This is a genomic window from Klebsiella sp. GN_Kp190, assembly GCF_040061795.1.
Taxonomy (GTDB): domain Bacteria; phylum Pseudomonadota; class Gammaproteobacteria; order Enterobacterales; family Enterobacteriaceae; genus Klebsiella; species Klebsiella michiganensis.
On the sequence record NZ_JBEAFN010000010.1, the window covers coordinates 1 to 24,549 of the forward strand.

Below are 24,549 nucleotides of genomic sequence, written 5' to 3' on the forward strand. Positions count from 1 at the left end.
CATGGATTCCTCCGTGAATTAAGGGTTAAGTCGGCGATGGTGGTGAATAGCGGCGGCAATCACCGGCGCCAGGCGGGCGAAGTCGTCAGCGGGCGCGGCCTTCAGCGCGGTAGCCGGTTCGGGGAAGAAGCGGTTGACGGCGGCGGACATGCCGCGGATGGCGAAAATCAGCAGAAACAGAAACGCCAGCACGAACCCCATGCCGAGAAACATCAGGGTGAAGCCTTCACCCAGCAGTACAGCTTCAGTCATTGAAAGACCCTAAAGTAAGGGCACGACGGCGTGTTTGAAGGCTAACCAAACGATACTTCCGGCTAAGGAGTAGGGTGGATTTCCCGAAGCCGCCCCCGGCTCTGGACCCTAAAGAGCACCGCTGTGGTTGACGCTCAAACATCGCCATCGTGCGTGTTGGTTACATCATCATGCCGAACACAATGCTGGCGATGACCAGCACAATACCGCCGCCCAGACGGGAGGAGATTTGCGCATAAGAGATAAGATTCATACGGTTACAGGCCGAGAGCACTTCCAGGTCGCCCGAGCCGCCGCGGTTGGCCATGCACAGACCGGCGGTGATCGCGGACTCAATCGGGAAGAAGCCAATCATCCAGCCGCCGACGGCTGCGCCGACGACCGCACCCACCACGATCACCGCCGCGATGATGACGTTCGCGAAGGTAATCGCGTCGATAATTTCCTGCAGGTCGGTGTAGCACACGCCGACGCCGACCATCAGTACCCACAGCAGCTGCTTAGAGAAGAAGTCAGACAGGCGTTTGGCCCCGGCTTTGATCTCCGGCGAGCAGAGGCCGGAAGCGTTCAGCGCCGCGACGATCAGCACCATCCAGGCGAAATAGTGGATAGAGACGCCGCCAATGCTTGGCAAAATTTTCTTGGCAATAACGTAGGCCAGCAGGAAACAGGTGGTGGCGAGCACCAGGCCGACGGCGGTTTCGCGATGGGTAATCTGGCCCGCTTTTTCATCGTCGTCGACTTTAAAGGAGGCTTTACGCACCAGTTCGCCTTCACCGCTCAGCCAGGTGTGTTTTTTACCGATAATATCGAGGAGTGCAGCAAAGACGATGGCAAAGATGTTGGCGATGGTCAGGATAGCAATCGCGGTGGAGTAGTACTCTTCACGCGAACGGCCGGTGACGGAGTGATAAATTTCAGACAGCGGCACCGCGCCCGCGCCGTTGCCGCCGCCCATAATCGGCAGGACGTACAGCATCATGATGCGGTCGATGGAGATACCGAAGCACAGGCCAATGATAATCCCGAAGATGGATGCGCCGAGGATCCCCATAAGGATCGTCGGAATATAACCCAGCAGCGATTTCAGCAGCAGCTTACGGTTAACCGAGAGGATTGCGCCGGTAATCAATACTGCGATGAATAAGTTCAGGAAGTTACTTTTATCCATCACATTAGTGATTGCATCAATTTCTTTCTGGGTGAATATGCCGGCGTAAACGAAATAGGCGGCCACGAGGAAGATCATCACCGGCGCGCCGCCAATATATTTATTGAAGATTGGCAGGCGTTTGCCAATTTCGCCAAAAACGGCGCCAATAATAAACATGATCGCGAAGCCACCAACAATGTCGGTCGGCAGGGCATTATAAAAGTGTGAAAGTAGTAAAGTGATTAACGCAAAGGCGTAAAGCGGTAGCGGCATGCCGAAGATTTTAAACCCCAGAATATCGCTAACCCCTTTTTTCTCCGCAGATGGAGCCTGGCTCATATTAGTCATATGACGTCACCCTGTTAAAAAAAGGAATATAAACATCATCCTTCAAGCTGCCTCTTTGTTGGCAGCCTTCACTCACCCCAGTCACTTACTATGCGTAAGCTCCTGGGGATTCATTCAGTTACCGCCTCGATGCAACTTGAATGATTTTGTGTATTAATGCCGTTAGAAAAAACAATAATAGGACGGCGGCATAATAATAAATATGTTCCCCGGCGATATGTGATTATCTTCACTGATTAGTCGTGTTTTTAATTAATTTAATTGTTTTTATTCTTCTGAATTAATTAACAACATAAAAACCATAAAGCCAATTAAGGTACGCGGAAAAATGTGATTGAAATAAAAGAACCGCTGCGGGAACGATGGCGAAATACAGCTCGTTTTGGTCAATGAAGCGCGAAAAAAATGAATCTGATAGTAAAACGCGTCGCGGTACAGCTCGACCCCCGGCGGCGAGAGGCCGTTGACCTCTTTCTTCATCAGCACCAGCTCTCGCTGGAGGCGGACTGCGAATGGGCGATTATCGTCGAGTACCAGCGGCGCATTGTCGGCTGCGGCGCCATTGCCGGATGCGTTCTGAAGTGTATTGCCGTCGACCCGTCGCTGCAGGGGGAAGGGCTCAGCCTGAAGCTGCTGACTGAACTGATGACCCTGGCGTATGAGCTGGGCCGCAGCGAGCTGTTTCTGTTCACTAAACCCTATAACGCGGAGCTCTTCTCCTGCGCCGGGTTCTGGCCTATCGCCCGCGCGGGGGAGCAGGCCGTGTTAATGGAAAATAGCCGCGAACGTCTGGCCCGCTATTGCCGCCAGCTTACGATGTATCGTCAGCCCGGCGAAAAAATCGGCGCCATCGTGATGAACGCCAATCCCTTTACCCTGGGGCATCGTTGGCTGGTGGAGCAGGCGGCTCAACGCTGCGACTGGCTGCATCTGTTCGTGGTGAAGGAAGATGCTTCGTTTTTCCGCTACCGCGATCGCGTGGCGCTGATTGAACAGGGGATCGCCGGGATCGCCAACGTGACCCTGCATCCGGGGTCGGCCTATCTGATCTCGCGCGCCACTTTTCCCGGCTACTTCCTAAAAGACAAAGGCGTGGTTGACGATTGCCACAGCCAGATCGATCTGCAGCTCTTTCGCGAACGTTTAGCCCCGGCGCTGGGCGTGACCCACCGCTTTGTCGGCAGCGAACCGCTTTGTGAATTAACCCGTCGCTACAACCAGCGCATGCGCCAGCTGCTGGAAGCGCCCGGCGACGCGCCGGCGATTCAGGTGGTTGAGCTGGCGCGGGTTGAGAAAGAGGGCGCGCCCATTTCCGCTTCCCGGGTGCGCAGGCTGTATCAGCAGCGCCAGTGGTCGTCGATTGCGCCGCTGGTGCCGCCGGTAACCCTCTCTTTTCTGATGCATCTGGCGGAAAGCGAACACCAAACCGCCTGATTTACCTCCATAACTAAGGATCAGCCTCTATGGAAATGATGATTGACGCCCTGGCCGGCACGCTGGAATCCAGCGATGTGATGGTCAGGATCGGGCCTGCGAATGAGCCAGGTATTCAGCTTGAAATCGACAGCATTGTGAAGCAGCAGTTTGGCGCGGCGATTGAGCGGGTGGTCAGAGAGACGCTGACGCAGCTTGGCGTTACCCGGGCGAACGTCGTCGTCGATGATAAAGGCGCGCTCGAATGCGTACTGAAGGCTCGCGTTCAGGCCGCGGCGCTGCGCGCTGCGCAACAATCTCAACCGCACTGGAGTCAGCTATGAAACCTCGTCGCAGTATGCTGTTTATCCCCGGCGCCAACGCCGCGATGTTAAGCACCTCATTTGTTTACGGCGCTGATGCGGTGATGTTCGACCTCGAAGATGCCGTCTCGCTCCGTGAAAAAGATACCGCCCGCCTGCTGGTGCATCATGCGCTACAGCATCCGCTCTACCGGGATGTGGAAACCGTGGTGCGCATTAACCCGCTCAGCACGCCGTTTGGTCTCGCCGACCTTGAGGCGGTGGTGCGCGCGGGCGTCGATATGGTGCGCCTGCCGAAAACCGATAGCAAAGAAGATATCCATGAGCTGGAAGCGCAGGTCGAGCGGATTGAGCGCGAATGCGGCCGGGAAGTGGGCAGCACGAAATTAATGGCGGCGATAGAGTCGGCGCTGGGCGTAGTGAACGCGGTTGAGATCGCTCGCGCCAGCCCGCGCCTGTCGGCCATCGCGCTGGCGGCCTTCGATTACGTTATGGATATGGGCACCAGCCGCGGCGACGGCACCGAGCTGTTTTACGCCCGCTGCGCGGTGCTGCACGCGGCGCGAGTCGCCGGGATCGCGGCGTACGACGTGGTGTGGTCGGATATTAACAATGAAGAGGGTTTCCTCGCGGAAGCGAATCTGGCGAAGAATCTTGGCTTTAACGGTAAATCGCTGGTTAACCCGCGCCAGATTGAGCTGCTGCACCAGGTTTATGCCCCCACGCTGAAAGACGTTGAACATGCGCGGGAGGTGATCGCGGCGGCGGAAGAGGCGGAAGCGCGCGGTCTGGGCGTGGTATCGCTGAACGGCAAGATGATAGATGGACCGATTATCGATCATGCGCGCAAAGTCGTGGCGCTGTCGGCTTCCGGCATTCGTGATTAAGGAGTAAATAATGAAAGAGACCGTAGCAATGCTTAATCAGCAGTACGTGATGCCGGAAGGATTAGCGCCCTATGCGGGCGTAACGGCGCAGAGCCCGTGGCTGGCCAGCGAAAGCGAAAAGCGGCAGCGTAAAATCTGCGCCTCGCTGGAGGAGGCGATTCGCCGTTCCGGGCTGCAAAACGGCATGACCATCTCTTTTCACCACGCCTTCCGCGGCGGCGACAAGGTGGTCAATATGGTGGTGGCGAAGCTGGCTGAGATGGGTTTTCGCGATCTGACGCTGGCTTCAAGCTCGCTTATCGATGCCCACTGGCCGCTGATTGAGCATATTAAGAATGGCGTGATCCGGCAGATTTATACCTCGGGTCTGCGCGGTAAGCTGGGCGAAGCGATCTCCGCCGGCCTGATGGAAAACCCGGTACAAATCCACTCTCACGGCGGCCGGGCGCATTTAGTGCAAACCGGTGAGCTACGCATTGATGTGGCGTTCCTCGGCGTGCCGTGCTGCGATGAATATGGCAACGCCAACGGCTTTAGCGGTAAATCCCGCTGCGGATCTCTGGGCTACGCCAGAGTGGATGCCGAGGCCGCCGGATGCGTGGTGCTGCTCACCGAAGAGTGGGTAGATTATCCAAACTATCCGGCCAGCATCGCCCAGGATCGGGTGGATCTGATTGTGCAGGTCGATGAGGTCGGCGATCCGGCGAAAATCACCGCCGGGGCGATCCGTTTGACCAGCAACCCGCGCGAACTGCTGATCGCCCGCCAGGCGGCGAAGGTGATCGAACACTCTGGCTATTTCAAAGACGGTTTCTCTTTGCAGACGGGGACCGGCGGCGCATCGCTGGCGGTGACCCGTTTCCTCGAAGATAAGATGCGTCGTAACAACATTACCGCCAGCTTTGGTCTGGGCGGGATCACCGGCACGATGGTCGATCTGCACGAAAAGGGGCTGATCAAAGCGCTGCTGGATACCCAGTCTTTTGACGGCGATGCCGCGCGTTCGCTGGCCAATAACCCTAACCATATTGAAATTTCCGCTAATCAGTACGCCAATCCCGGTTCGAAAGGCGTCTCCTGCGAACGCCTGAACGTGGTGATGCTGAGCGCGCTGGAGATCGATACCGGATTCAACGTTAACGTGATGACCGGCTCCAACGGCGTGCTGCGCGGCGCGTCCGGCGGCCACAGCGATACGGCGGCGGGCGCGGATTTAACCATTATCACCGCGCCGCTGGTGCGTGGGCGCATCCCGTGCGTGGTGGAGAAGGTGCTGACTCGCGTGACGCCGGGCGCCAGCGTGGATGTGCTGGTCACCGATCACGGTATCGCCGTCAACCCGGCGCGTCAGGACCTGATTGATAACCTGCGTAACGCGGGTATCCCGCTGCTGACCATTGAAGAGCTGCAGCAGCGCGCCGAACTGTTGACCGGCAAGCCTGACCCGATCGCCTTCACCGATCGGGTGGTGGCCGTGGTGCGCTATCGCGACGGGTCAGTGATTGATGTCATTCATCAGGTTAAAAGCGCCGGTTAAACGCGCTGAGGAGAAAGGCATGAGCGAAGTGATGATAAGCCAGCGTCGCCCGTTGAGCCGTCAAACGGTGACGGCGGAGGAGATAGTTTCTCGCGTGGAACGGGCGCTGCTGACCGAAGTCCGCCTGACGCCGAAACCGGGCCTGGTGGATATTCGTAACGCCGGCGCGCATCGGGATATGGATCTGGCCTCTTTTGAGGCCAGCACGGCGGCTGTCGCGCCATGGATGGAGAAGTTTTTCATTATGGGCCACGACACGGCCAATATCACGCCGGAGCAGGTATTGACGATGCTGCGTCCGGTGGGCATGGCGTGCGAGACGGATATGCTGGAGGCTACCGGCGGGGTGAATACCCATCGCGGCGCGATCTTCGCTTTTGGCCTGCTCAGCGCGGCGGCGGGAAGGCTGGTGGCCAGAGGGGAGCCGGTTGAACAGCACCGGGTTTGCGATCGGGTGGCCCGCTTCTGCCGCGGCCTGGTCGGGCGCGAGCTCTCCTCTCCTGAAGGAATGAAGGTCAGTAAAGGCGAAGGGCATTTCCTGCGCTACGGGCTCTCCGGCGCCAGAGGCGAAGCGGAGAGCGGCTTTCGCACCGTGCGCACCCAGGCGATGCCGGTCTTCAATCGCGTTATGGCGGACACCGGCGATACCAATCTGGCGTTACTGCAGACTCTACTGCACCTGATGGCCTGGAATGACGATACCAATCTGGTGTCGCGCGGCGGGCTGGAAGGGCTCAATTTTGTGCAGCAGCAGGCGCAAAAGCTGCTGTGGGAAGGCGGAGTGCTGACCGATGGCGGGCTGGAGGCGCTGCGCCGGCTGGATGATGAGTTGATTATTCGCCACCTTAGCCCGGGCGGCAGCGCCGACCTGCTGGCGGTCACCTGGTTCCTGTCCGGTTTCCCGGCCGGCGAGCTGTTCCTGCACTAGTCGCTGCTTTTCTGTCGCCGTATTCCCCGGATTGGCCATACAGGGCCGGGCCGGGGTTGCGGACTGCGCGCTCCTCGCTCCTCACTACTCCACGGCAAATTCCCGACACAATCTTATAGTTTTTACTGATATCGGCGGCAGTTTGTCATAAATTTCTAATTATCGGTGTTTTTGAGTAGCGGCCCATCAATGAGCTGGTTACTCTGAAAACAATTTACGTAGTGTTAACAAAAGAGAATAGCTATGCATGATGCACAAATCCGCGTGGCCATCGCGGGCGCGGGCGGCCGGATGGGACGCCAGTTAATTCAGGCGGTACAACAGATGGACGGCGCGGCGCTTGGCGCGGCGCTGGAGCGCGAAGGTTCCTCGCTGCTCGGCAGCGATGCGGGCGAGCTGGCGGGCGCGGGCAGGTCAGGGGTGGTGGTGCAAAGCAGCCTCGAGGCGGTAAAAGACGATTTTGACGTTTTCATCGATTTTACCCGCCCGGAAGGCACGCTGGCCCATCTTGCGTTTTGCCGTCAACACGGCAAAGGCATGGTTATCGGCACCACCGGGTTTGACGACGCCGGGAAGCAGGCGATTCGCGACGCTTCGCAGGAGATCGCCATCGTGTTTGCCGCCAACTTCAGCGTCGGCGTCAACGTGATGCTTAAGCTGCTGGAAAAAGCGGCGAAGGTGATGGGCGACTATACCGATATTGAGATTATCGAAGCGCATCATCGTCACAAAGTGGATGCGCCATCGGGTACGGCGCTGGCGATGGGCGAGGCGATTGCCGGAGCGCTGGATAAAGATCTGAAAGCGTGTGCGGTCTACAGTCGCGAAGGCTATACCGGCGAACGCGTTCCCGGCACCATCGGCTTTGCGACCGTGCGCGCCGGGGATATCGTCGGCGAACATACGGCGATGTTTGCGGATATCGGCGAACGTATTGAGATCAGCCATAAGGCTTCCAGCCGGATGACTTTTGCAAATGGTGCCGTTCGTTCTGCATTATGGCTAAAAGGCAAGAAAAACGGTCTTTTTGATATGCGTGATGTGCTTGAATTGAACTCTTTATAACGATTATTACCCATCGTGATGTGGTTATTGCTTTCAATAAGTAATTGATTGCAAAGGGCAATGTTTTATTGCCCTTTTTTATTTTTGGTGTTTAACCGTTTTTTTATCGCCAAGCCTGAAAAATACTATCTTATCCGCCTTGTTTTTGTTGTTTTATTGTAAATTTTGACCATATGGTCTACTTTTTCAATCCCTGCCCGGCGATTTTACAAACATCCTCCTCCGCAAGCGTTTTCCCGGGCGAGTTAGGTGATCTTTTTGCCCGTTAAGGCAGGTATTACTGAATAGTGGCCTGAAACAAGATTAAAAATATCCGCTTTAAGTTGACTTTTACCCGCCATCTCTCCAGAATGCCGCCGTTTGCCAAAATTCTGCGGGCAACAGATTTGCATTGATTCAGATCTACATTATGAATTAATATGCAAATAAAGTGAGTGGATATTCTCTGGAGGGTGTTTTGATTAAGTCAGCGCTATTGGTTCTGGAAGACGGAACCCAGTTTCACGGTCGGGCCATTGGGGCTACCGGCACGGCGGTTGGGGAAGTCGTTTTCAATACTTCAATGACCGGTTATCAAGAAATCCTCACTGATCCTTCCTATTCCCGCCAAATCGTCACTCTAACTTATCCCCATATCGGCAACGTCGGCACCAATGCCGCCGATGAAGAATCTTCTCAGGTACATGCGCAGGGTCTGGTCATTCGCGATCTGCCGCTGATTGCCAGCAACTTCCGCAATACCGAAGACCTCTCTTCTTATCTGAAGCGCCACAATATCGTGGCGATTGCCGATATCGATACCCGTAAGCTGACCCGCCTGCTGCGCGAAAAAGGCGCGCAGAACGGCTGCATCATCGCCGGCGATAGCCCGGATGCGCAGCTGGCGCTGGAAAAAGCGAAAGCGTTCCCGGGCCTCAACGGCATGGATCTGGCGAAGGAAGTGACCACCGCAGAAACCTACAGCTGGACGCAGGGGAGCTGGACGCTGGCGGGCGACCTGCCGGAAGCCAAAGCGGAAAGCGAGCTGCCGTTCCACGTGGTGGCCTACGATTTCGGCGCCAAGCGCAACATCCTGCGCATGCTGGTCGATCGCGGCTGCCGTCTGACGGTGGTGCCGGCAAAGACCTCCGCTGAAGAGGTGCTGAAAATGAATCCGGACGGTATCTTCCTGTCCAACGGTCCCGGCGACCCGGCGCCCTGCGACTACGCTATCGCAGCGATTGAGAAGTTCCTGGAGACCGATATTCCGGTATTCGGCATCTGCCTCGGCCACCAGCTGCTGGCTCTGGCGAGCGGCGCGAAGACCGTGAAGATGAAGTTCGGCCACCACGGCGGCAACCATCCGGTAAAAGATATTGATAACAACGTGGTGATGATCACCGCGCAGAACCACGGCTTTGCGGTGGATGAGGCGTCTATGCCCGCCCACCTGCGCGTGACCCACAAGTCGCTGTTCGACGGCACCCTGCAGGGGATTCACCGTACCGATAAACCGGCGTTCAGCTTCCAGGGACATCCGGAGGCGAGCCCCGGCCCGCACGATGCCGCACCGCTGTTCGACCATTTTATCGAATTAATTGAGCAGTACCGTCAGTCCGCGAAATAATCAGGAGTTAAGAGAGCCATGCCAAAACGTACAGATATAAAAAGCATCCTGATTCTGGGCGCGGGCCCGATTGTTATCGGTCAGGCGTGTGAGTTTGACTACTCCGGCGCCCAGGCGTGTAAAGCGCTGCGCGAAGAGGGCTACCGCGTTATTCTGGTGAACTCTAACCCGGCCACTATCATGACCGACCCGGAAATGGCTGATGCCACCTACATCGAGCCGATTCACTGGGAAGTGGTGCGCAAGATCATTGAGAAAGAGCGTCCGGATGCGGTTCTGCCGACCATGGGCGGCCAGACGGCGCTGAACTGCGCGCTGGAGCTGGAGCGTCAGGGCGTGCTGGCCGAGTTCGGCGTGACCATGATTGGCGCGACCGCCGACGCGATTGATAAAGCCGAAGACCGCCGCCGTTTCGACGTGGCGATGAAGAAAATCGGTCTCGATACCGCGCGTTCCGGTATCGCGCATACCATGGAAGAAGCGCTGGCGGTTGCCGCTGAAGTTGGCTTCCCGTGCATCATCCGTCCGTCCTTTACGATGGGCGGCACCGGCGGCGGTATCGCCTACAACCGCGAAGAGTTCGAAGAGATCTGCGAACGCGGTCTGGATCTCTCGCCGACCAACGAGCTGCTGATTGATGAATCGCTGATCGGCTGGAAAGAGTACGAGATGGAAGTGGTGCGTGATAAAAACGACAACTGCATCATCGTCTGCTCCATCGAAAACTTCGACGCGATGGGCATCCACACCGGCGACTCCATCACCGTGGCGCCGGCGCAGACCCTGACCGACAAAGAGTACCAAATCATGCGTAACGCCTCGATGGCGGTACTGCGTGAAATCGGCGTAGAAACCGGCGGCTCCAACGTTCAGTTCTCGGTGAACCCGAAAGATGGTCGCCTGATCGTTATCGAAATGAACCCGCGCGTCTCCCGCTCCTCGGCGCTGGCCTCGAAAGCCACCGGCTTCCCGATCGCTAAAGTGGCGGCGAAGCTGGCGGTTGGTTACACCCTTGATGAGCTGATGAACGATATCACCGGCGGCCGCACCCCGGCGTCGTTTGAGCCGTCCATCGACTACGTCGTGACCAAAATCCCACGCTTCAACTTTGAAAAATTCGTCGGCGCGAACGACCGTCTGACCACCCAGATGAAGTCGGTGGGCGAAGTGATGGCGATTGGCCGTACCCAGCAGGAGTCCCTGCAGAAAGCGCTGCGCGGCCTGGAAGTGGGCGCTACCGGTTTCGACCCGAAAGTGAGCCTCGATGACCCGGAAGCGCTGACCAAGATTCGCCGCGAGCTGAAAGATGCTGGCGCTGAGCGTATCTGGTACATCGCTGACGCTTTCCGCGCGGGCCTCTCCGTTGATGGCGTGTTCAACCTGACCAATATCGACCGCTGGTTCCTGGTGCAGATTGAAGAGCTGGTGCGTCTGGAAGAGAAAGTGGCTGAAGTCGGTATTACCGGCCTCGACGCCGACTTCCTGCGTCAGCTCAAGCGTAAAGGCTTTGCCGATGCGCGTCTGGCGAAGCTGGCTGGCGTGCGCGAAGCGGAAATCCGCAAGCTGCGCGACCAGTATGACCTGCACCCGGTCTACAAGCGCGTGGATACCTGCGCGGCGGAATTCGCTACCGACACCGCCTACATGTACTCCACTTATGAAGACGAGTGCGAAGCCAACCCGTCCGTTGACCGCGACAAAATCATGGTGCTCGGCGGCGGCCCGAACCGTATCGGCCAGGGCATCGAGTTCGACTACTGCTGCGTCCATGCCTCCCTGGCGCTGCGCGAAGACGGCTACGAGACCATTATGGTCAACTGTAACCCGGAAACCGTCTCTACCGACTACGACACCTCCGACCGCCTCTACTTTGAGCCGGTGACGCTGGAAGACGTGCTGGAAATCGTGCGCATTGAGAAGCCGAAAGGCGTTATCGTGCAGTACGGCGGCCAGACGCCGCTGAAGCTGGCGCGCGCGCTGGAAGCGGCAGGCGTGCCGGTTATCGGCACCAGCCCGGATGCCATCGACCGTGCGGAAGACCGCGAGCGCTTCCAGCACGCGGTTGACCGCCTGAAGCTGAAGCAGCCGGCGAACGCCACCGTGACCGCGATCGAAATGGCGGTCGAAAAGGCGAAAGAGATTGGCTACCCGCTGGTGGTGCGTCCGTCCTACGTTCTCGGCGGCCGCGCGATGGAAATCGTCTACGACGAAATCGACCTGCGTCGCTACTTCCAGACCGCCGTCAGCGTCTCTAACGATGCGCCGGTGCTGCTGGACCGCTTCCTTGACGATGCGGTTGAAGTCGACGTCGATGCGATCTGCGACGGCGAAATGGTGCTGATTGGCGGCATCATGGAGCATATCGAGCAGGCGGGCGTGCACTCCGGCGACTCCGCGTGTTCGCTGCCGGCTTACACTCTGAGCCAGGAAATTCAGGACGTGATGCGCGAGCAGGTGCAGAAGCTGGCCTTTGAGCTGCAGGTGCGCGGCCTGATGAACGTGCAGTTTGCGGTCAAAAACAACGAAGTCTACCTGATTGAAGTCAACCCGCGCGCGGCGCGTACCGTCCCGTTCGTCTCGAAAGCCACCGGCGTACCGCTGGCGAAAGTCGCGGCGCGCGTGATGGCGGGCAAAACGCTGGCTCAGCAGGGCGTCACGAAAGAGATCATCCCACCGTACTATTCGGTGAAAGAGGTGGTGCTGCCGTTTAACAAATTCCCGGGCGTCGACCCGCTGTTAGGGCCAGAAATGCGCTCTACCGGTGAAGTCATGGGCGTAGGCCGCACCTTCGCGGAAGCGTTCGCCAAGGCGCAGCTGGGCAGCAACTCGACGATGAAGAAACAGGGACGCGCGCTGCTCTCCGTTCGCGAAGGCGACAAAGAGCGCGTGGTGGATCTGGCGGCAAAACTGCTGAAGTTTGGTTTCGAGCTGGATGCGACCCACGGTACCGCGATTGTGCTGGGCGAAGCCGGCATCAACCCGCGTCTGGTGAACAAGGTGCATGAAGGCCGTCCGCACATTCAGGACCGCATCAAGAATGGCGAATACACCTACATCATCAACACCACCGCGGGCCGCCAGGCGATTGAAGACTCCAAGCTGATTCGCCGCAGCGCCCTGCAGTACAAAGTGCACTACGACACCACGCTGAACGGTGGTTTCGCGACCGCAATGGCCCTGAATGCCAACGCGATGGAAAAAGTGACCTCGGTGCAGGAAATGCACGCGCAGATTAAAAAGTAATATTATCTGCCAGTAAAAGCGCCTCCGGTGGCCAACGCCGGAGGCGCTTTTTTTTGCGTGACGATAAGCCTGGGCGGAATAAAGTGACGCTCCCCGCGGCGCTGAACGTCGAACAAAAACAGGGGGATCGGCGTTAACAGGCCACTTAGGAGAGTTCTGGTTTTCTCTCGCCGGACAGTCAGCTAGCCTAAAGTGGTTAGGGTGATAATGAATATGACTTAGAGCCTATCCCAGTAGGCGTTATTGGCGCAGCCAGTTTGGATACGGACAGCGCGGAGAAACCGGAGCGTACACGTAGTACGTGAGGATTTCGAGCACTGCCCAGGTCCAAAATGGCAAGTGAAATAGTCCTAATGGGATAGGCTCTTAATAACGGGAGAGAAACACCATGCACAACAAGCCCCTCACCGCTGCTATCTTCGCCGCTGCCGCACTGTTCACCGTGGCCGGCTGTTCATCTAATCAGTCGCTAAAAACGACCGACGGAAAAACCATTGTCACCGATGGCAAACCGCAGGTGGATGACGACACCGGCCTGGTGTCCTACAAAAACGCGGAAACCGGCCGCACCGAGCAGATCAATCGCGATCAGGTTAAGTCCATGGACGAACTGGATAACTAAGCGTTATCCACGGCCCCGTACCGCGGGGTCACGCCTGCCTGACCGATCCTCGCCCTGAACGAGAGATAAATCACACTTATCACTGTAAGCGGTTCGATTAACTGTCTACACTCTTGCTGATTACAACAAGAGCTAACGCAGGCTAATCAATGATCCTCATAATTTATGCGCACCCTTATCCGCAGCACTCGCATGCGAATAAGCGGATGCTTGAGCAGGCAGGGACGCTTGACGGCGTCGAGATACGCTCTCTCTATCAACTTTACCCCGATTTCAATATCGATATCGCTGCCGAGCAGGCGGCGCTGGCCCGTGCCGATCTGGTCATCTGGCAGCATCCGATGCAGTGGTACAGCGTGCCGCCGCTGCTCAAGCTGTGGATGGACAAAGTGCTGGCGCACGGCTGGGCGTACGGGCACAACGGTATCGCGCTGCGCGGTAAATCGCTGATGTGGGCGGTGACCACCGGCGGCGGCGAAAGCCACTTTGATATTGGTTCCTTTCCCGGTTTCGACGTCCTGGCGCAACCGCTGCAGGCGACCGCGCTGTATTGCGGCATGAAATGGCTGCCGCCGTTCGCGATGCATTGCACTTTTATCTGCGATGACGAAACCCTTCAGGCGCAGGCGCGCCACTACCGTCAACGTTTAATCGAATGGCAGGAGGCGCACAATAATGGATAGCCATACGCTGATACAGGCGCTGATCTATTTAGGATCCGCCGCGCTGATCGTGCCGATTGCCGTACGCCTTGGGCTGGGGTCGGTGCTCGGCTACCTAATTGCCGGCTGTATTATTGGCCCGTGGGGGCTACGGCTGGTCACCGACGCCGAGTCGATTCTGCACTTCGCGGAAATCGGCGTGGTGCTGATGCTTTTCGTTATCGGTCTTGAGCTCGATCCCCAGCGGCTGTGGAAACTGCGCGCCTCGGTGTTCGGCGGCGGGGCGCTGCAGATGGTCGTCTGCGGCGTGCTGATTGGCCTGTTCTGCATGTCGCTGGGTCTGCGCTGGCAGGTTGCCGAACTGATTGGTATGACCCTGGCGCTCTCCTCAACGGCGATCGCTATGCAGGCGATGAACGAACGTAACCTGACGGTTACCCAGCTGGGCCGCAGCGCCTTTGCGGTGTTGCTGTTCCAGGATATCGCGGCCATTCCTCTGGTGGCGATGATCCCGCTGCTGGCGGCGAGCGGCGGCTCGACGACGCTGGGCGCGTTTGCGCTCTCGGCGCTGAAAGTGGCGGGCGCGCTGGCGCTGGTGGTGGCGCTCGGACGCTATCTGACCCGGCCGATGCTGCGTTTTGTCGCGCGCTCCGGCCTGCGTGAAGTCTTCAGCGCCGTGGCGCTGTTCCTGGTGTTTGGCTTCGGGCTGCTGCTGGAAGAGGTCGGGCTGTCGATGGCGATGGGGGCCTTCCTCGCCGGCGTGCTGCTGGCGAGCTCGGAGTACCGCCACGCCCTGGAGAGCGATATTGAACCGTTTAAGGGCCTGCTGCTGGGGCTGTTTTTTATCGGCGTCGGGATGTCTATCGACTTCGGTACCCTGGTGACGCATCCGCTGCGGATCCTGATTCTGCTGGTGGGATTCCTGGTGATTAAATCTCTGATGCTGTGGCTGATCGCCCGGCCGTTAGGCGTTCCGCGCGCCCAGCGCCGCTGGTTTGCGGTGCTGCTGGGGCAGGGGAGCGAATTCGCCTTTGTGGTCTTCGGCGCGGCGCAGATGGCCGATGTCCTGGACGGCGAATGGGCGAAGGCGCTGACCCTCGCGGTGGCGCTATCAATGGCGGCCACGCCAATCCTGCTGGTGCTGCTGACCCGCCTGGAGAAATCCGCCAGCGGCCAGGAGCGCGAAGCCGATGAAATTGACGAAGAGCAGCCGCGGGTGATTATCGCCGGCTTTGGCCGTTACGGGCAGATCGCCGGCCGCGTACTGCTCTCCAGCGGGGTTAAGATGGTGATTCTCGATCACGATCCTGACCACGTCGACACCCTGCGTAAATTTGATATGAAGGTGTTCTATGGCGATGCGACGCGGGTGGACCTGCTGGAGTCGGCGGGGGCGGAAAAGGCGGAAGTGCTGATTAACGCCATCGACGATCCGCAGACGAACCTGCAGCTGACGGAGCTGGCAAAAGAGCATTTCCCGCATCTGCAGATCATCTCCCGCGCCCGCGATGTCGATCATTACATCAAGCTGCGCCAGGCCGGGGTCGAAGCGCCGGAGCGTGAAACCTTCGAAGCGGCGCTGAAGTCCGGACGCATGACGCTGGAGGCGCTGGGCCTCGGCGCCTACGAGGCCCGCGAACGGGCCGATCTGTTCCGCCGTTTCAATCTGCAAATGGTGGAAGAGATGGTGGCGATGGCGGAAAACGACGCGGCTTCCCGGGTGGCGGTATTCAAGCGCACCAGCGATATGCTGACCGGCATTATCAACGAAGACCGCAATCATTTATCGCTGGTTCAGCGTCACGGCTGGCAAGGAACGGAAGAGGGACGGCATACCGGTGACATCGCCGATGAGCCGCAAAATAAGCCCTCGGCATAAGGGAGAATTCAGGGTGTTACGTTAGCTTTACAAGTAACATTTTGTTTTCAATTTAAATCCTGCCTGGCGGCTCACGGGGCTTACGTGGGCTCGCCAGCAAATCTTAAAATTTTCTGATTCTTTACTCTTCGCCCAGTCGACGAAGTATTACGCTTTCCGTATAGTGGCGACAATTTTTTGCATTCGGGAATTATTCAATGATCAGTCTGATTGCGGCGTTAGCGGTAGATCGCGTCATTGGTATGGAAAACGCCATGCCATGGAATCTGCCTGCCGATCTCGCCTGGTTTAAGCGCAATACCTTAAACAAACCGGTAGTGATGGGACGTCTTACCTGGGAATCCATCGGTCGTCCGTTACCGGGGCGTAAAAATATCGTGATTAGCAGCCAGCCCGGCACCGACGATCGCGTGCAGTGGGTCAAATCGGTCGATGAAGCCATTGCCGCCTGCGGCGACGTGGAAGAGATGATGGTGATCGGCGGCGGACGCGTGTACGAGCAGTTCCTGCCGAAAGCGCACAAGCTCTATCTGACCCATATTGATGCGGAAGTGGAAGGGGATACCCACTTCCCGGATTACGATCCGGATGAGTGGGAGTCGGTATTCAGCGAGTTCCACGATGCGGATGCGCAGAATTCCCATAGCTACTGCTTCGAGATTCTGGAGCGCCGCTAAGGTTTTCCCCGGTGACGTTCGCTCACCGGGGTGACTCTCTTCAGGAGGCGATCGCCTCGCCTTCATCAAGATTGCTCTGCCGGTTCGATCGCTGCGTGAAGTACGTTTTATCTTCCCAGCGCAGGCAGGTCAGATCGCCGCCCCAGCAGCAGCCGGTATCCAGCGCGTAAATCCCTTCTGGCGTGCCTTTCCCTTCCAGCGAAGCCCAATGACCGAAGGCAATGCTGTACTCGCTGGCCACCGGCCCGGGAATAGCAAACCACGGCTTGAGCGGCGCGGGCGCGTTTTCCGGCGACTCCTTGGCGTACATATCCAGCTGCCCGTTCGGGAAGCAGTAGCGCATGCGGGTAAAGGCGTTGGAGATAAAGCGCAGGCGCGCCAGGCCGCTGAGTTCGCTGCTCCAGTTGTTCGGCATATCGCCGTACATCGCATCGAGGAAGAACGGATAGGAGTCGCTGGCAAGTACGGCTTCCACATCGCGGGCGCACTGTTTGGCGGTTTCCAGATCCCACTGCGGGGTGATCCCGGCATGGGCCATGACCAGCTTTTTCTCTTCATCGATTTGCATCATCGGCTGACGACGCAGCCAGTTGAGCAGATCGTCGGCGTCCGGCGCCTCAAGCAGCGATTTCAGCCGATCTTTGGGTTTATTGCGGCTAATGCCCGCAAAGACCGCCAGCAGGTGCAGGTCATGATTGCCCAGGACGAGGCGTACGCTATCGCCAAGCTGTTTCACGAAACGCAGTACTTCGAGCGAACCGGGGCCGCGCGCGACCAGGTCGCCCGTGAGCCACAGCGTATCAGTCTCAGGGTTAAACTCCACCTGCTCTAATAATGCGATCAGTTCATCGTAGCAACCGTGAACGTCGCCAATAAGGTATGTAGACATGTTTTAATGGATGAGAGTGGGTACTGCGAGACGGAAAACAGGGATTTCGATGGTGAACGGCGCGCCGTTCACATCGATCATCGCATAATGTCCCTGCATGGTGCCCAGCGGCGTTTCAATGACCGCGCCGCTGGTATATTGATATTCGCCGCCGGCCGGAATATGCGGCTGCTCGCCGACCACGCCTTCACCCTGGACTTCGGTCTCACGACCGTGGCCGTTGGTGATAAGCCAGTAGCGGCCAAGAAGCTGAACCTGCGTCCGCCCCAGATTGCGAATGGTCACGGTATAAGCGAAGACGTAGCGCTCTTCTTGCGGAGAAGATTGCGATTCGATGTAGACGCTTTGCACCTGTACACAAACTCGGGGCGAATTAATCATGGTTAGCTCTCCTTGGTGGGCGCGTTCTCAGATAACCAGTTAGCTAGCTGACAGTACTGCGCTACGGAAATATTCTCTGCGCGCTTCGCCGGATCGATGCCCAGTTCGGTCAGAACCTCAACGCTGAACAGGTTGCCGAGACTGTTGCGGATCGTTTTCCGACGCTGGTTAAAGGCTTCCGTCGTGATACGGCTCAGTACGCGCACTTCTTTCACCGGATGCGGCAGCGTGCGGTAAGGCACCAGACGCACCACGGCGGAATCGACTTTGGGCGGCGGCGTAAAGGCGCTCGGCGGAACTTCAAGCACCGGAATGATCTGGCAGTAGTACTGCGCCATTACGCTTAACCGACCATACGCCTTACTGTTCGGCCCGGCAACCAGGCGATTGACGACCTCTTTTTGCAGCATAAAGTGCATATCGGCAATGGCATCAGTATAGCTGAACAGATGGAACATCAGCGGGGTCGAGATGTTGTACGGCAGGTTGCCGAATACGCGCAGCGGCTGGCCCATGCTCTGCGACAGCTCGCCGAAGTTCATGGTCATCGCGTCCTGCTGATAAATCGTCAGCTTAGGTCCGAGGAACGGATGCGTCTGCAGACGAGCGGCCAGGTCGCGGTCCAGCTCGATAACGGTGAGCTGGTCGAGGCGTTCACCGACCGGTTCGGTCAGCGCGGCGAGGCCGGGGCCGATTTCAACAATCGCCTGGCCTTTTTGTGGATTGATGGCCGAGACAATGCTGTCGATCACAAACTGATCGTTGAGAAAGTTTTGCCCGAAGCGTTTACGGGCTAAGTGGCCCTGATGGACTCGATTATTCATTGAGTATTAACAATCATTTTAATGGCGAGATTAAGCGCCGTGATAAAACTGCCGACTTCCGCTTTCCCCTGGCCCGCAAGTTCAAGCGCGGTGCCGTGGTCAACGGAAGTACGAATAAATGGTAAACCGAGCGTAATGTTCACGCCGCGGCCAAAGCCCTGGTATTTTAGCACGGGCAGGCCCTGATCGTGATACATCGCGAGTACCGCATCGGCATGGTCGAGGTATTTCGGCTGAAACAGGGTATCCGCCGGCAGCGGGCCGCTGAGATTCATCCCCTTCGCGCGCATCTCTTCGAGCACCGGAATGATGGTATCGATCTCTTCCGTCCCCATATGGCCGCCTTCGCCCGCGTGCGGGTTCAGGCCGCAAACCAGCACGTGCGGGTTGCTGATACCAAATTTGGTGCGCAGATCGTGATCCAGGATAGTGATGATTTCCCGCAGCAGCTCAGGGGTAATCGCATCGCTTATCGCTTTTAGCGGCAGGTGAGTGGTCACCAGCGCCACGCGCAGCGCTTCGGTCGCCAGCATCATCACCACTTTACTGGCCTGCGAGCGCTCTTCAAAGAACTCGGTATGACCGGTAAAGGCGATCCCCGCATCGTTAATAATGCCCTTGTGCACCGGCCCGGTAATCAGCGCGGCGAATTCGCCGTTCAGGCAGCCATCGCAGGCGCGGGCCAGCGTTTCCACCACGTAGCTGCCGTTGCTGACGTTGAGCACGCCCGGTTCAACCGGCGCGTTGAGCGCGACGGGGAGAAGGGTCAGGGTGCCTGCACGCTGGGGCGTAGCGGGAGCGGTGGGGTTGTAAGGCAGGAGCGATAAAGGAAGACCGAGCAGGTTCGCCCGGTCAGACAGCAGAGCGCCATCGGCGCAGATCACCAGCTCTACCGGCCAGTCGCGCTGCGCAAGCTGCACAACGAGGTCGGGGCCAATCCCGGCGGGTTCACCGGGAGTGATAACAACTCGATTCATACACGTCATCCTTCAGGCGGTCTCTTACTGGCTGCGCTTCGTCGCCCCCGTCAGAGACCGGGGCGATTTGCTCAGCCGCCTCGATACACCCTGAGCGATGTTGTGTATGAGGCTAATGCAATTAGTTGCTCAGAACCTTCACGTAGGCGCTGGCGCGCTGTTCCTGCATCCAGGTCGCCGCTTCTTCAGAGAACTTACGGTTCATCAGCATGCGGTAAGCGCGATCTTTCTGCGCGGCGTCGGTTCTGTCGACGTTGCGGGTATCCAGCAGCTCAATCAGGTGCCAGCCGAAGGAGGAGTGAACCGGAGCGCTGGTCTGGCCTTTATTGAGGCGCAGAATGGCGTCGCGGAAGGCCGGATCGAAGATATCCGGCGTCGCCCAGCCTAAATCACCGCCCTGGTTGGCAGAGCCCGGATCTTCAGAGAACTCTTTTGCCGCTTTGGCAAAGGTGGTTTTTCCACTCTTAATATCAGCCGCGATCTGCTCCAGCTTCGCCCGAGCCTGATCGTCGTTCATGATCGGCGACGGTTTCAGCAGGATATGGCGAGCGTGAACTTCGGTCACGGAGATGTTCTGGCTGCCGCCGCGCATATCGTTAATTTTCAGGATATGGAAGCCCACGCCGGAACGTATCGGGCCGACGATATCGCCTTTTTTCGCGGTGCTCAGCGCCTGGGCGAAGATGCCCGGCAGTTCCTGAATCCGGCCCCAGCCCATCTGGCCGCCTTTCAGCGCCTGCTGGTCGGCAGAGTAGGTGATAGCCAGTTTGCCAAAGTCCGCGCCGCTGCGCGCCTGCTGAACCACTGAATTGGCCTGATCCTGAGCCTCTGCCACCTGCTCGGACGTTGGGTTTTCCGGCAGCGGGATCAGAATGTGGCTGAGATTCAGCTCGGTGCTGGCGTCGTTCTGATCGCCAATCTGTTTGGCCAGGGTTTCAACTTCCTGCGGCAGAACGGTGATACGACGACGGACTTCGTTGTTACGTACTTCCGAAATCAGCATCTCTTTACGAATCTGATTACGGTAGGTGCTGTAGTTAATACCGTCATAGGCCAGACGGCTGCGCATCTGATCCATGGTCATGTTGTTTTGTTTGGCGATGTTGGCGATGGCCTGGTCGAGCTGATCGTCAGAGATCTTCACGCCCATTTTCTGGCCCATCTGCAGGACAATCTGGTCCATGATCAGACGCTCAAGGATCTGATGACGCAGGGTGGCGTCATCCGGCAGCTGCTGCCCGGCCTGGCCGGCGTTCAGTTTTACCGATTGCATCAAGCCATCGACGTCGCTTTCAAGAACAACGCCATTATTGACGACAGCCGCTACTTTATCGACAACCTGTGGGGCAGCGAAACTGGTATTCGCGATCATGGCGATACCGAGAAGCAGCGTTTTCCAGTTCTTCATACTTTTTCCATTTCAATTAACCGCAATTGCGGATTACGTGTAAACCAGCCACATCACAGGGAGCTCTGGTACGGTAAAATGTTCGAACGCAGCATCTGCTGGGTGCCGAGACCGTAGTTGGAGCTCAGGCCGCGCAGCTCAATGTTAAAGCCGAAGGTGTTGTCGTATTTGCTTTCGCTGCTGCTGTTATCCCAGCCGTTGATCTTACGTTCATAGCCGACGCGGATAGCGTAGCAGCAGGAGCTATACTGAACCCCTAACATCTGGTTCGCTGACTTTCTGGTATTCGTGTCGTAGTAATAAGCGCCGACGACTGCCCAACGATCGACGATTGGCCAGCTGGCGGTCATCCCCACCTGCGAGATACCATCTTTGTACTGCTTAGCGGTGGAATAAGACGGCAGGGTCGCCTGAATGTATTCCGGGCTCGCATAACGATAGTTAAGTTGTACTAAACGGTTTTCGTCGCGACGATATTCCACGGTTCCGCTGCCGGTTGCGACGTTATCCAGACGCGTATCGTACTGAATTCCCCCGCGTAAACCCCAGTCATCGGTGATGCGCCAGTAGGTATCGCCAGCCCATACCAGTGAACCTCGCGTGTCGTTGTTCTCCCAGTTGATGTTGTCGTCACCGGTACGTGCCTCGGTGAAATAGTAGATTTGACCAACGGAAATATTAAAACGTTCAACGGCGGCGGCATCATAAACGCGAGATGTGACGCCGGTGGAGACCTGGTTGGCGGAAGCGATACGGTCGAGGCCGCTATAGGTACGGTCGCGGAACAGGCCGCTGTAGTCCGACTGCAGCAGGGTTGAGTCGTAGCTGCCGATCTTGCTCTGGTCACGATAGGGGATATACAGATACTGCATCCGCGGCTCAAGCGTCTGGGTATAGTTCTCCTGCATATCGCGCTCGAAAACCATTTTACCATCGACTTTAAACTGCGGCATGACGCGGTTAACGGAGTCTTTGTAATCGGTACCGTTGGCCGCGTTGTAGTCATCAAGGTTGCTTTGCTGGTAATGGGTTGCCAGCAGTTTTGCCTCAGTATTGATGCTTCCCCAGCCGTTAGACAGCGGCAGATTGATGGTTGGCTCGAAGTGAACGCGCGTTGCTTCCGGCATTCTGCTGTTCGAGTTAACAAAATGCACCGCCTGGCCATAAAGATGGGTATCAAACGGGCCGACATCGTTCTGGTAGTAGTTCACGTCCAGCTGCGGCTCGGCGGAATAGGCGTTGCTTGAGTCGCGGTTAAAGACCTGGAACTGCTTGGTCGATACGGTGGCGTCAAAGTTCTGATTCGCGTAGCCGGCGCTGAGCTTCTGCGTCGCGTAGCCATCGGTACTGGAACCGTATTTAGAGCTGAAGTCGTTAAAGTAGTCCGGGTCGCTGACTTTGGTGTAGTCGGCGTTGAAGCGCCACACCTGGTCTACGACGCCAGAATGGTTCCAGTAGAACAGCCAGCGGCGGCTATTGCTGTCGCCGGAGTGATCGTCCTGGTAAATTTTATCCGAAGGCAGGTAGTCGAACTCGATTAAGCCGGTTCCTGCTTTGGTCAGATAGCGGAATTCGTTCTCCCACATGACGCCGCCGCGCTTGCTCATATAGTGCGGCGTCAGCGTGGCGTCGAAGTTCGGGGCGATGTTCCAGTAGTAAGGAAGATAGAACTCGACGCCGTTTTTGGTGCTGTATTTGGCGTTGGGGATCAGGAAGCCCGAACGACGCTTGTCGCCCACCGGCAGCTGCAGGTAGGGACTATAAAAAATCGGTACGGAACCGAGCTTGAAGCGGGCGTTCCAGATCTCAGCGACCTGTTCTTCGCGGTCGTGGATGACTTCACTGCCGACCACGCTCCAGGTGTCAGAGCCCGGCAAACAGGAGGTGAAGCTGCCGTTTTCTAAGATGGTATAGCGGTTTTCACCGCGCTGTTTCATCAGGTCAGCGGTACCGCGCCCCTGACGGCCAACCATTTGGTAATCGCCCTGCCAGACGTTGGTATCTTTGGTGTTCAGATTCGACCAGGCTTTCGGCCCTTTGAGGATCACCTGATTGTCATCATAGTGAACGTTGCCGAGGGCGTCGACCGTGCGCACCGGCTGCGGCTGGCCCGCGGCCTGCTGCTGGTGAAGCTGCACTTCATCGGCCTGCAGTCGGCTGTTCCCCTGATTGATATCAACGTTGCCGGTAAATACGGCGTTATCAGGATAGTTGCCTTTCGCATGATCGGCATCGATCGTCACCGGCAGGTCGTTGGGTTTCCCTTCAACCAAAGGACGATTGTAGCTTGGTACGCCAAGCATACACTGCGTGGCGAGATCGGCAGCGAGGCCCTGTTGGCTATACAAGGCGCTGGCAATCATGGTGGCCAGGAGGCTGGGAATACGTTTTTTCATACGTTGTATTTGTTGTTCCGTCATCGTGTGGCAGCGGCTTGCAAACGGTCAGAGCCTAACGTACTCGTCTAAATCGCGCTAGTGTTAATCCTGCCCGTTTCGAGCCCGAGCGTTAGGCACCGTGTAGAATGACGAGTATGATAAAGCAAATTATAGGCTATGTCCCACAATTGACCGAGGCGTAAACGCTTTGTAACGTGCGGTCAGATATAGCTTAACTGGCGGCAGAGAGATTGGGGAGTCTATGCAGTATTTGGGTAAAATAATTGGCGTTGCGGTTGCGTTGATGATGGGCGGCGGCTTTTGGGGCGTGGTGCTGGGCTTCTTAATCGGACATATGTTTGACCGCGCGCGCAGCCGCCGGCTGAACGTCTTTGCCAATCAGCAGGAGCGCCAGTCGCTGTTTTTCTCGACGACGTTTGAAGTGATGGGGCATCTGACCAAATCGAAAGGGCGCGTCACCGAAGCCGATATTCAGGTCGCCAATTTGCTGATGGATCGCATGAACCTGCACGGCGAAGCGCGTACCGCGGCCCAGCACGCGTTTCGCGTAGGGAAATCAGATGATTACCCGCTGCGGGAGAAAATGCGCCAGCTGCGCAGCGTCTGCTTTGGGCGTTTTGATTTAATTCGGATGTTTCTGGAAATTCAGCTGCAGGCGGCTTTCGCCGACGGCGAACTGCATCCCAACGAACGTGACGTGCTGTTTGTGATTGCCGACGAGCTGGGCATCTCCCGCGCTCAGTTCGAACAGTTCCTGCGCATGATGCAGGGCGGGGCGCAGTTTGGCGGCGGTTCGCAGCAGCAATCTTACGGCCAGCGCGGCGGCAACGCCGGCTGGCAGCAGGCGCAGCGCGGGCCAACCCTTGAAGATGCCTGCAATGTGCTGGGCGTCAAACCGACCGACGATGCCGCCACCGTCAAGCGCGCCTATCGTAAGCTGATGAGCGAGCACCATCCGGATAAGCTGGTGGCGAAAGGGCTACCGCCGGAAATGATGGAGATGGCTAAGCAGAAAGCGCAGGAGATTCAGAAAGCCTGGGAGCTGATTAAAGAGCAGCGCGGCTTCTAAACAACCG

Annotated in this window: 21 protein-coding genes; 13 read left to right on the forward strand and 8 right to left on the reverse strand. The window is 57.5% G+C overall.

Annotated features, from left to right (window positions below):
• Positions 1 to 18: 18 nt before the first annotated feature.
• Together ABLU67_RS07280 and citS are read right to left on the reverse strand one after the other, a co-directional pair.
• Positions 19 to 252, reverse strand: a complete 234-nt coding sequence (locus tag ABLU67_RS07280; protein WP_348852230.1) for an oxaloacetate decarboxylase subunit gamma — start codon at positions 250 to 252, stop codon at positions 19 to 21.
• A gap of 160 nt (positions 253 to 412) precedes the next feature.
• Positions 413 to 1,753 (reverse strand): citrate/sodium symporter CitS, encoded by a 1,341-nt coding sequence (gene citS, locus ABLU67_RS07285; protein ID WP_014837380.1) that lies wholly within the window; start codon positions 1,751 to 1,753, stop codon positions 413 to 415.
• A 405-nt stretch (positions 1,754 to 2,158) separates the two neighbouring features.
• On the opposite strand from citS, the gene citC reads away from it, so the two are divergent.
• The 12 genes from citC (at position 2,159) to folA (ending at position 16,595) form a co-directional block, all read left to right on the forward strand.
• Positions 2,159 to 3,187, forward strand: a complete 1,029-nt coding sequence (citC, locus tag ABLU67_RS07290; RefSeq protein ID WP_102803120.1) for a [citrate (pro-3S)-lyase] ligase — start codon at positions 2,159 to 2,161, stop codon at positions 3,185 to 3,187.
• A gap of 29 nt (positions 3,188 to 3,216) precedes the next feature.
• Complete coding sequence (citD, locus tag ABLU67_RS07295; protein ID WP_014227881.1) at positions 3,217 to 3,510, forward strand: citrate lyase acyl carrier protein; 294 nt, start codon at positions 3,217 to 3,219, stop codon at positions 3,508 to 3,510.
• Complete coding sequence (gene citE / locus ABLU67_RS07300) at positions 3,507 to 4,376, forward strand: citrate (pro-3S)-lyase subunit beta (RefSeq protein WP_025106468.1); 870 nt, start codon at positions 3,507 to 3,509, stop codon at positions 4,374 to 4,376. Before citD ends, citE begins: the two co-directional genes overlap by 4 nt.
• Positions 4,377 to 4,386: 10 nt before the next feature.
• Entirely contained in the window at positions 4,387 to 5,913 is a 1,527-nt protein-coding gene (citF, locus tag ABLU67_RS07305) for a citrate lyase subunit alpha (protein ID WP_085520376.1), read from the forward strand.
• A 19-nt stretch (positions 5,914 to 5,932) separates the two neighbouring features.
• The gene (gene citG / locus ABLU67_RS07310) at positions 5,933 to 6,841 is read left to right on the forward strand and encodes a triphosphoribosyl-dephospho-CoA synthase CitG (protein WP_025106470.1); all 909 of its coding nucleotides are present in this window, start codon (positions 5,933 to 5,935) and stop codon (positions 6,839 to 6,841) included.
• 243 nt (positions 6,842 to 7,084) lie between these two features.
• On the forward strand, positions 7,085 to 7,906 hold the full coding sequence (gene dapB / locus ABLU67_RS07315; RefSeq protein ID WP_004098517.1) for a 4-hydroxy-tetrahydrodipicolinate reductase: 822 nt from the start codon (positions 7,085 to 7,087) through the stop codon (positions 7,904 to 7,906).
• Between the two features lie 457 nt (positions 7,907 to 8,363).
• Positions 8,364 to 9,512: a glutamine-hydrolyzing carbamoyl-phosphate synthase small subunit gene (gene carA, locus ABLU67_RS07320; protein ID WP_014837384.1), complete on the forward strand. Its 1,149-nt coding sequence runs from the start codon at positions 8,364 to 8,366 to the stop codon at positions 9,510 to 9,512.
• An 18-nt stretch (positions 9,513 to 9,530) separates the two neighbouring features.
• Positions 9,531 to 12,755 (forward strand): carbamoyl-phosphate synthase large subunit, encoded by a 3,225-nt coding sequence (gene carB, locus ABLU67_RS07325; protein ID WP_014837385.1) that lies wholly within the window; start codon positions 9,531 to 9,533, stop codon positions 12,753 to 12,755.
• 388 nt (positions 12,756 to 13,143) lie between these two features.
• Positions 13,144 to 13,377 carry a YgdI/YgdR family lipoprotein gene (locus ABLU67_RS07330; protein WP_014227888.1) on the forward strand — a complete coding sequence of 78 codons (234 nt, stop codon included), beginning with the start codon at positions 13,144 to 13,146 and terminating at the stop codon, positions 13,375 to 13,377.
• A gap of 149 nt (positions 13,378 to 13,526) precedes the next feature.
• Positions 13,527 to 14,060, forward strand: a complete 534-nt coding sequence (gene kefF, locus ABLU67_RS07335) for a glutathione-regulated potassium-efflux system oxidoreductase KefF (protein WP_004098522.1) — start codon at positions 13,527 to 13,529, stop codon at positions 14,058 to 14,060.
• A complete protein-coding gene (kefC, locus tag ABLU67_RS07340; protein ID WP_032694437.1) occupies positions 14,053 to 15,918 on the forward strand; it encodes a glutathione-regulated potassium-efflux system protein KefC in 1,866 nt (621 codons plus the stop codon). The genes kefF and kefC overlap by 8 nt, the downstream gene beginning before the upstream one ends.
• A 197-nt stretch (positions 15,919 to 16,115) precedes the next feature.
• Positions 16,116 to 16,595, forward strand: coding sequence for a type 3 dihydrofolate reductase (gene folA, locus ABLU67_RS07345; protein ID WP_004098524.1), 480 nt, complete (start codon positions 16,116 to 16,118; stop codon positions 16,593 to 16,595).
• 40 nt (positions 16,596 to 16,635) lie between these two features.
• On the opposite strand, the gene apaH is transcribed toward folA, so the two are convergent.
• From apaH to lptD, 6 genes are all read right to left on the reverse strand, one after another.
• Complete coding sequence (apaH, locus tag ABLU67_RS07350; RefSeq protein ID WP_348852231.1) at positions 16,636 to 17,484, reverse strand: bis(5'-nucleosyl)-tetraphosphatase (symmetrical) ApaH; 849 nt, start codon at positions 17,482 to 17,484, stop codon at positions 16,636 to 16,638.
• Between the two features lie 3 nt (positions 17,485 to 17,487).
• Positions 17,488 to 17,865: a Co2+/Mg2+ efflux protein ApaG gene (gene apaG, locus ABLU67_RS07355; RefSeq protein ID WP_004098526.1), complete on the reverse strand. Its 378-nt coding sequence runs from the start codon at positions 17,863 to 17,865 to the stop codon at positions 17,488 to 17,490.
• A 2-nt stretch (positions 17,866 to 17,867) separates the two neighbouring features.
• Positions 17,868 to 18,689 (reverse strand): 16S rRNA (adenine(1518)-N(6)/adenine(1519)-N(6))-dimethyltransferase RsmA, encoded by an 822-nt coding sequence (gene rsmA / locus ABLU67_RS07360; protein ID WP_004098527.1) that lies wholly within the window; start codon positions 18,687 to 18,689, stop codon positions 17,868 to 17,870.
• Positions 18,686 to 19,675, reverse strand: coding sequence for a 4-hydroxythreonine-4-phosphate dehydrogenase PdxA (gene pdxA / locus ABLU67_RS07365; RefSeq protein ID WP_025106472.1), 990 nt, complete (start codon positions 19,673 to 19,675; stop codon positions 18,686 to 18,688). Before pdxA ends, rsmA begins: the two co-directional genes overlap by 4 nt.
• 112 nt (positions 19,676 to 19,787) lie before the next feature.
• Positions 19,788 to 21,074: a peptidylprolyl isomerase SurA gene (gene surA, locus ABLU67_RS07370; RefSeq protein WP_004098530.1), complete on the reverse strand. Its 1,287-nt coding sequence runs from the start codon at positions 21,072 to 21,074 to the stop codon at positions 19,788 to 19,790.
• Between the two features lie 53 nt (positions 21,075 to 21,127).
• Entirely contained in the window at positions 21,128 to 23,470 is a 2,343-nt protein-coding gene (gene lptD / locus ABLU67_RS07375) for an LPS assembly protein LptD (protein WP_047724516.1), read from the reverse strand.
• Between the two features lie 244 nt (positions 23,471 to 23,714).
• On the opposite strand from lptD, the gene djlA reads away from it, so the two are divergent.
• Positions 23,715 to 24,542: a co-chaperone DjlA gene (gene djlA / locus ABLU67_RS07380; RefSeq protein ID WP_014227894.1), complete on the forward strand. Its 828-nt coding sequence runs from the start codon at positions 23,715 to 23,717 to the stop codon at positions 24,540 to 24,542.
• Positions 24,543 to 24,549 lie beyond the last annotated feature (7 nt).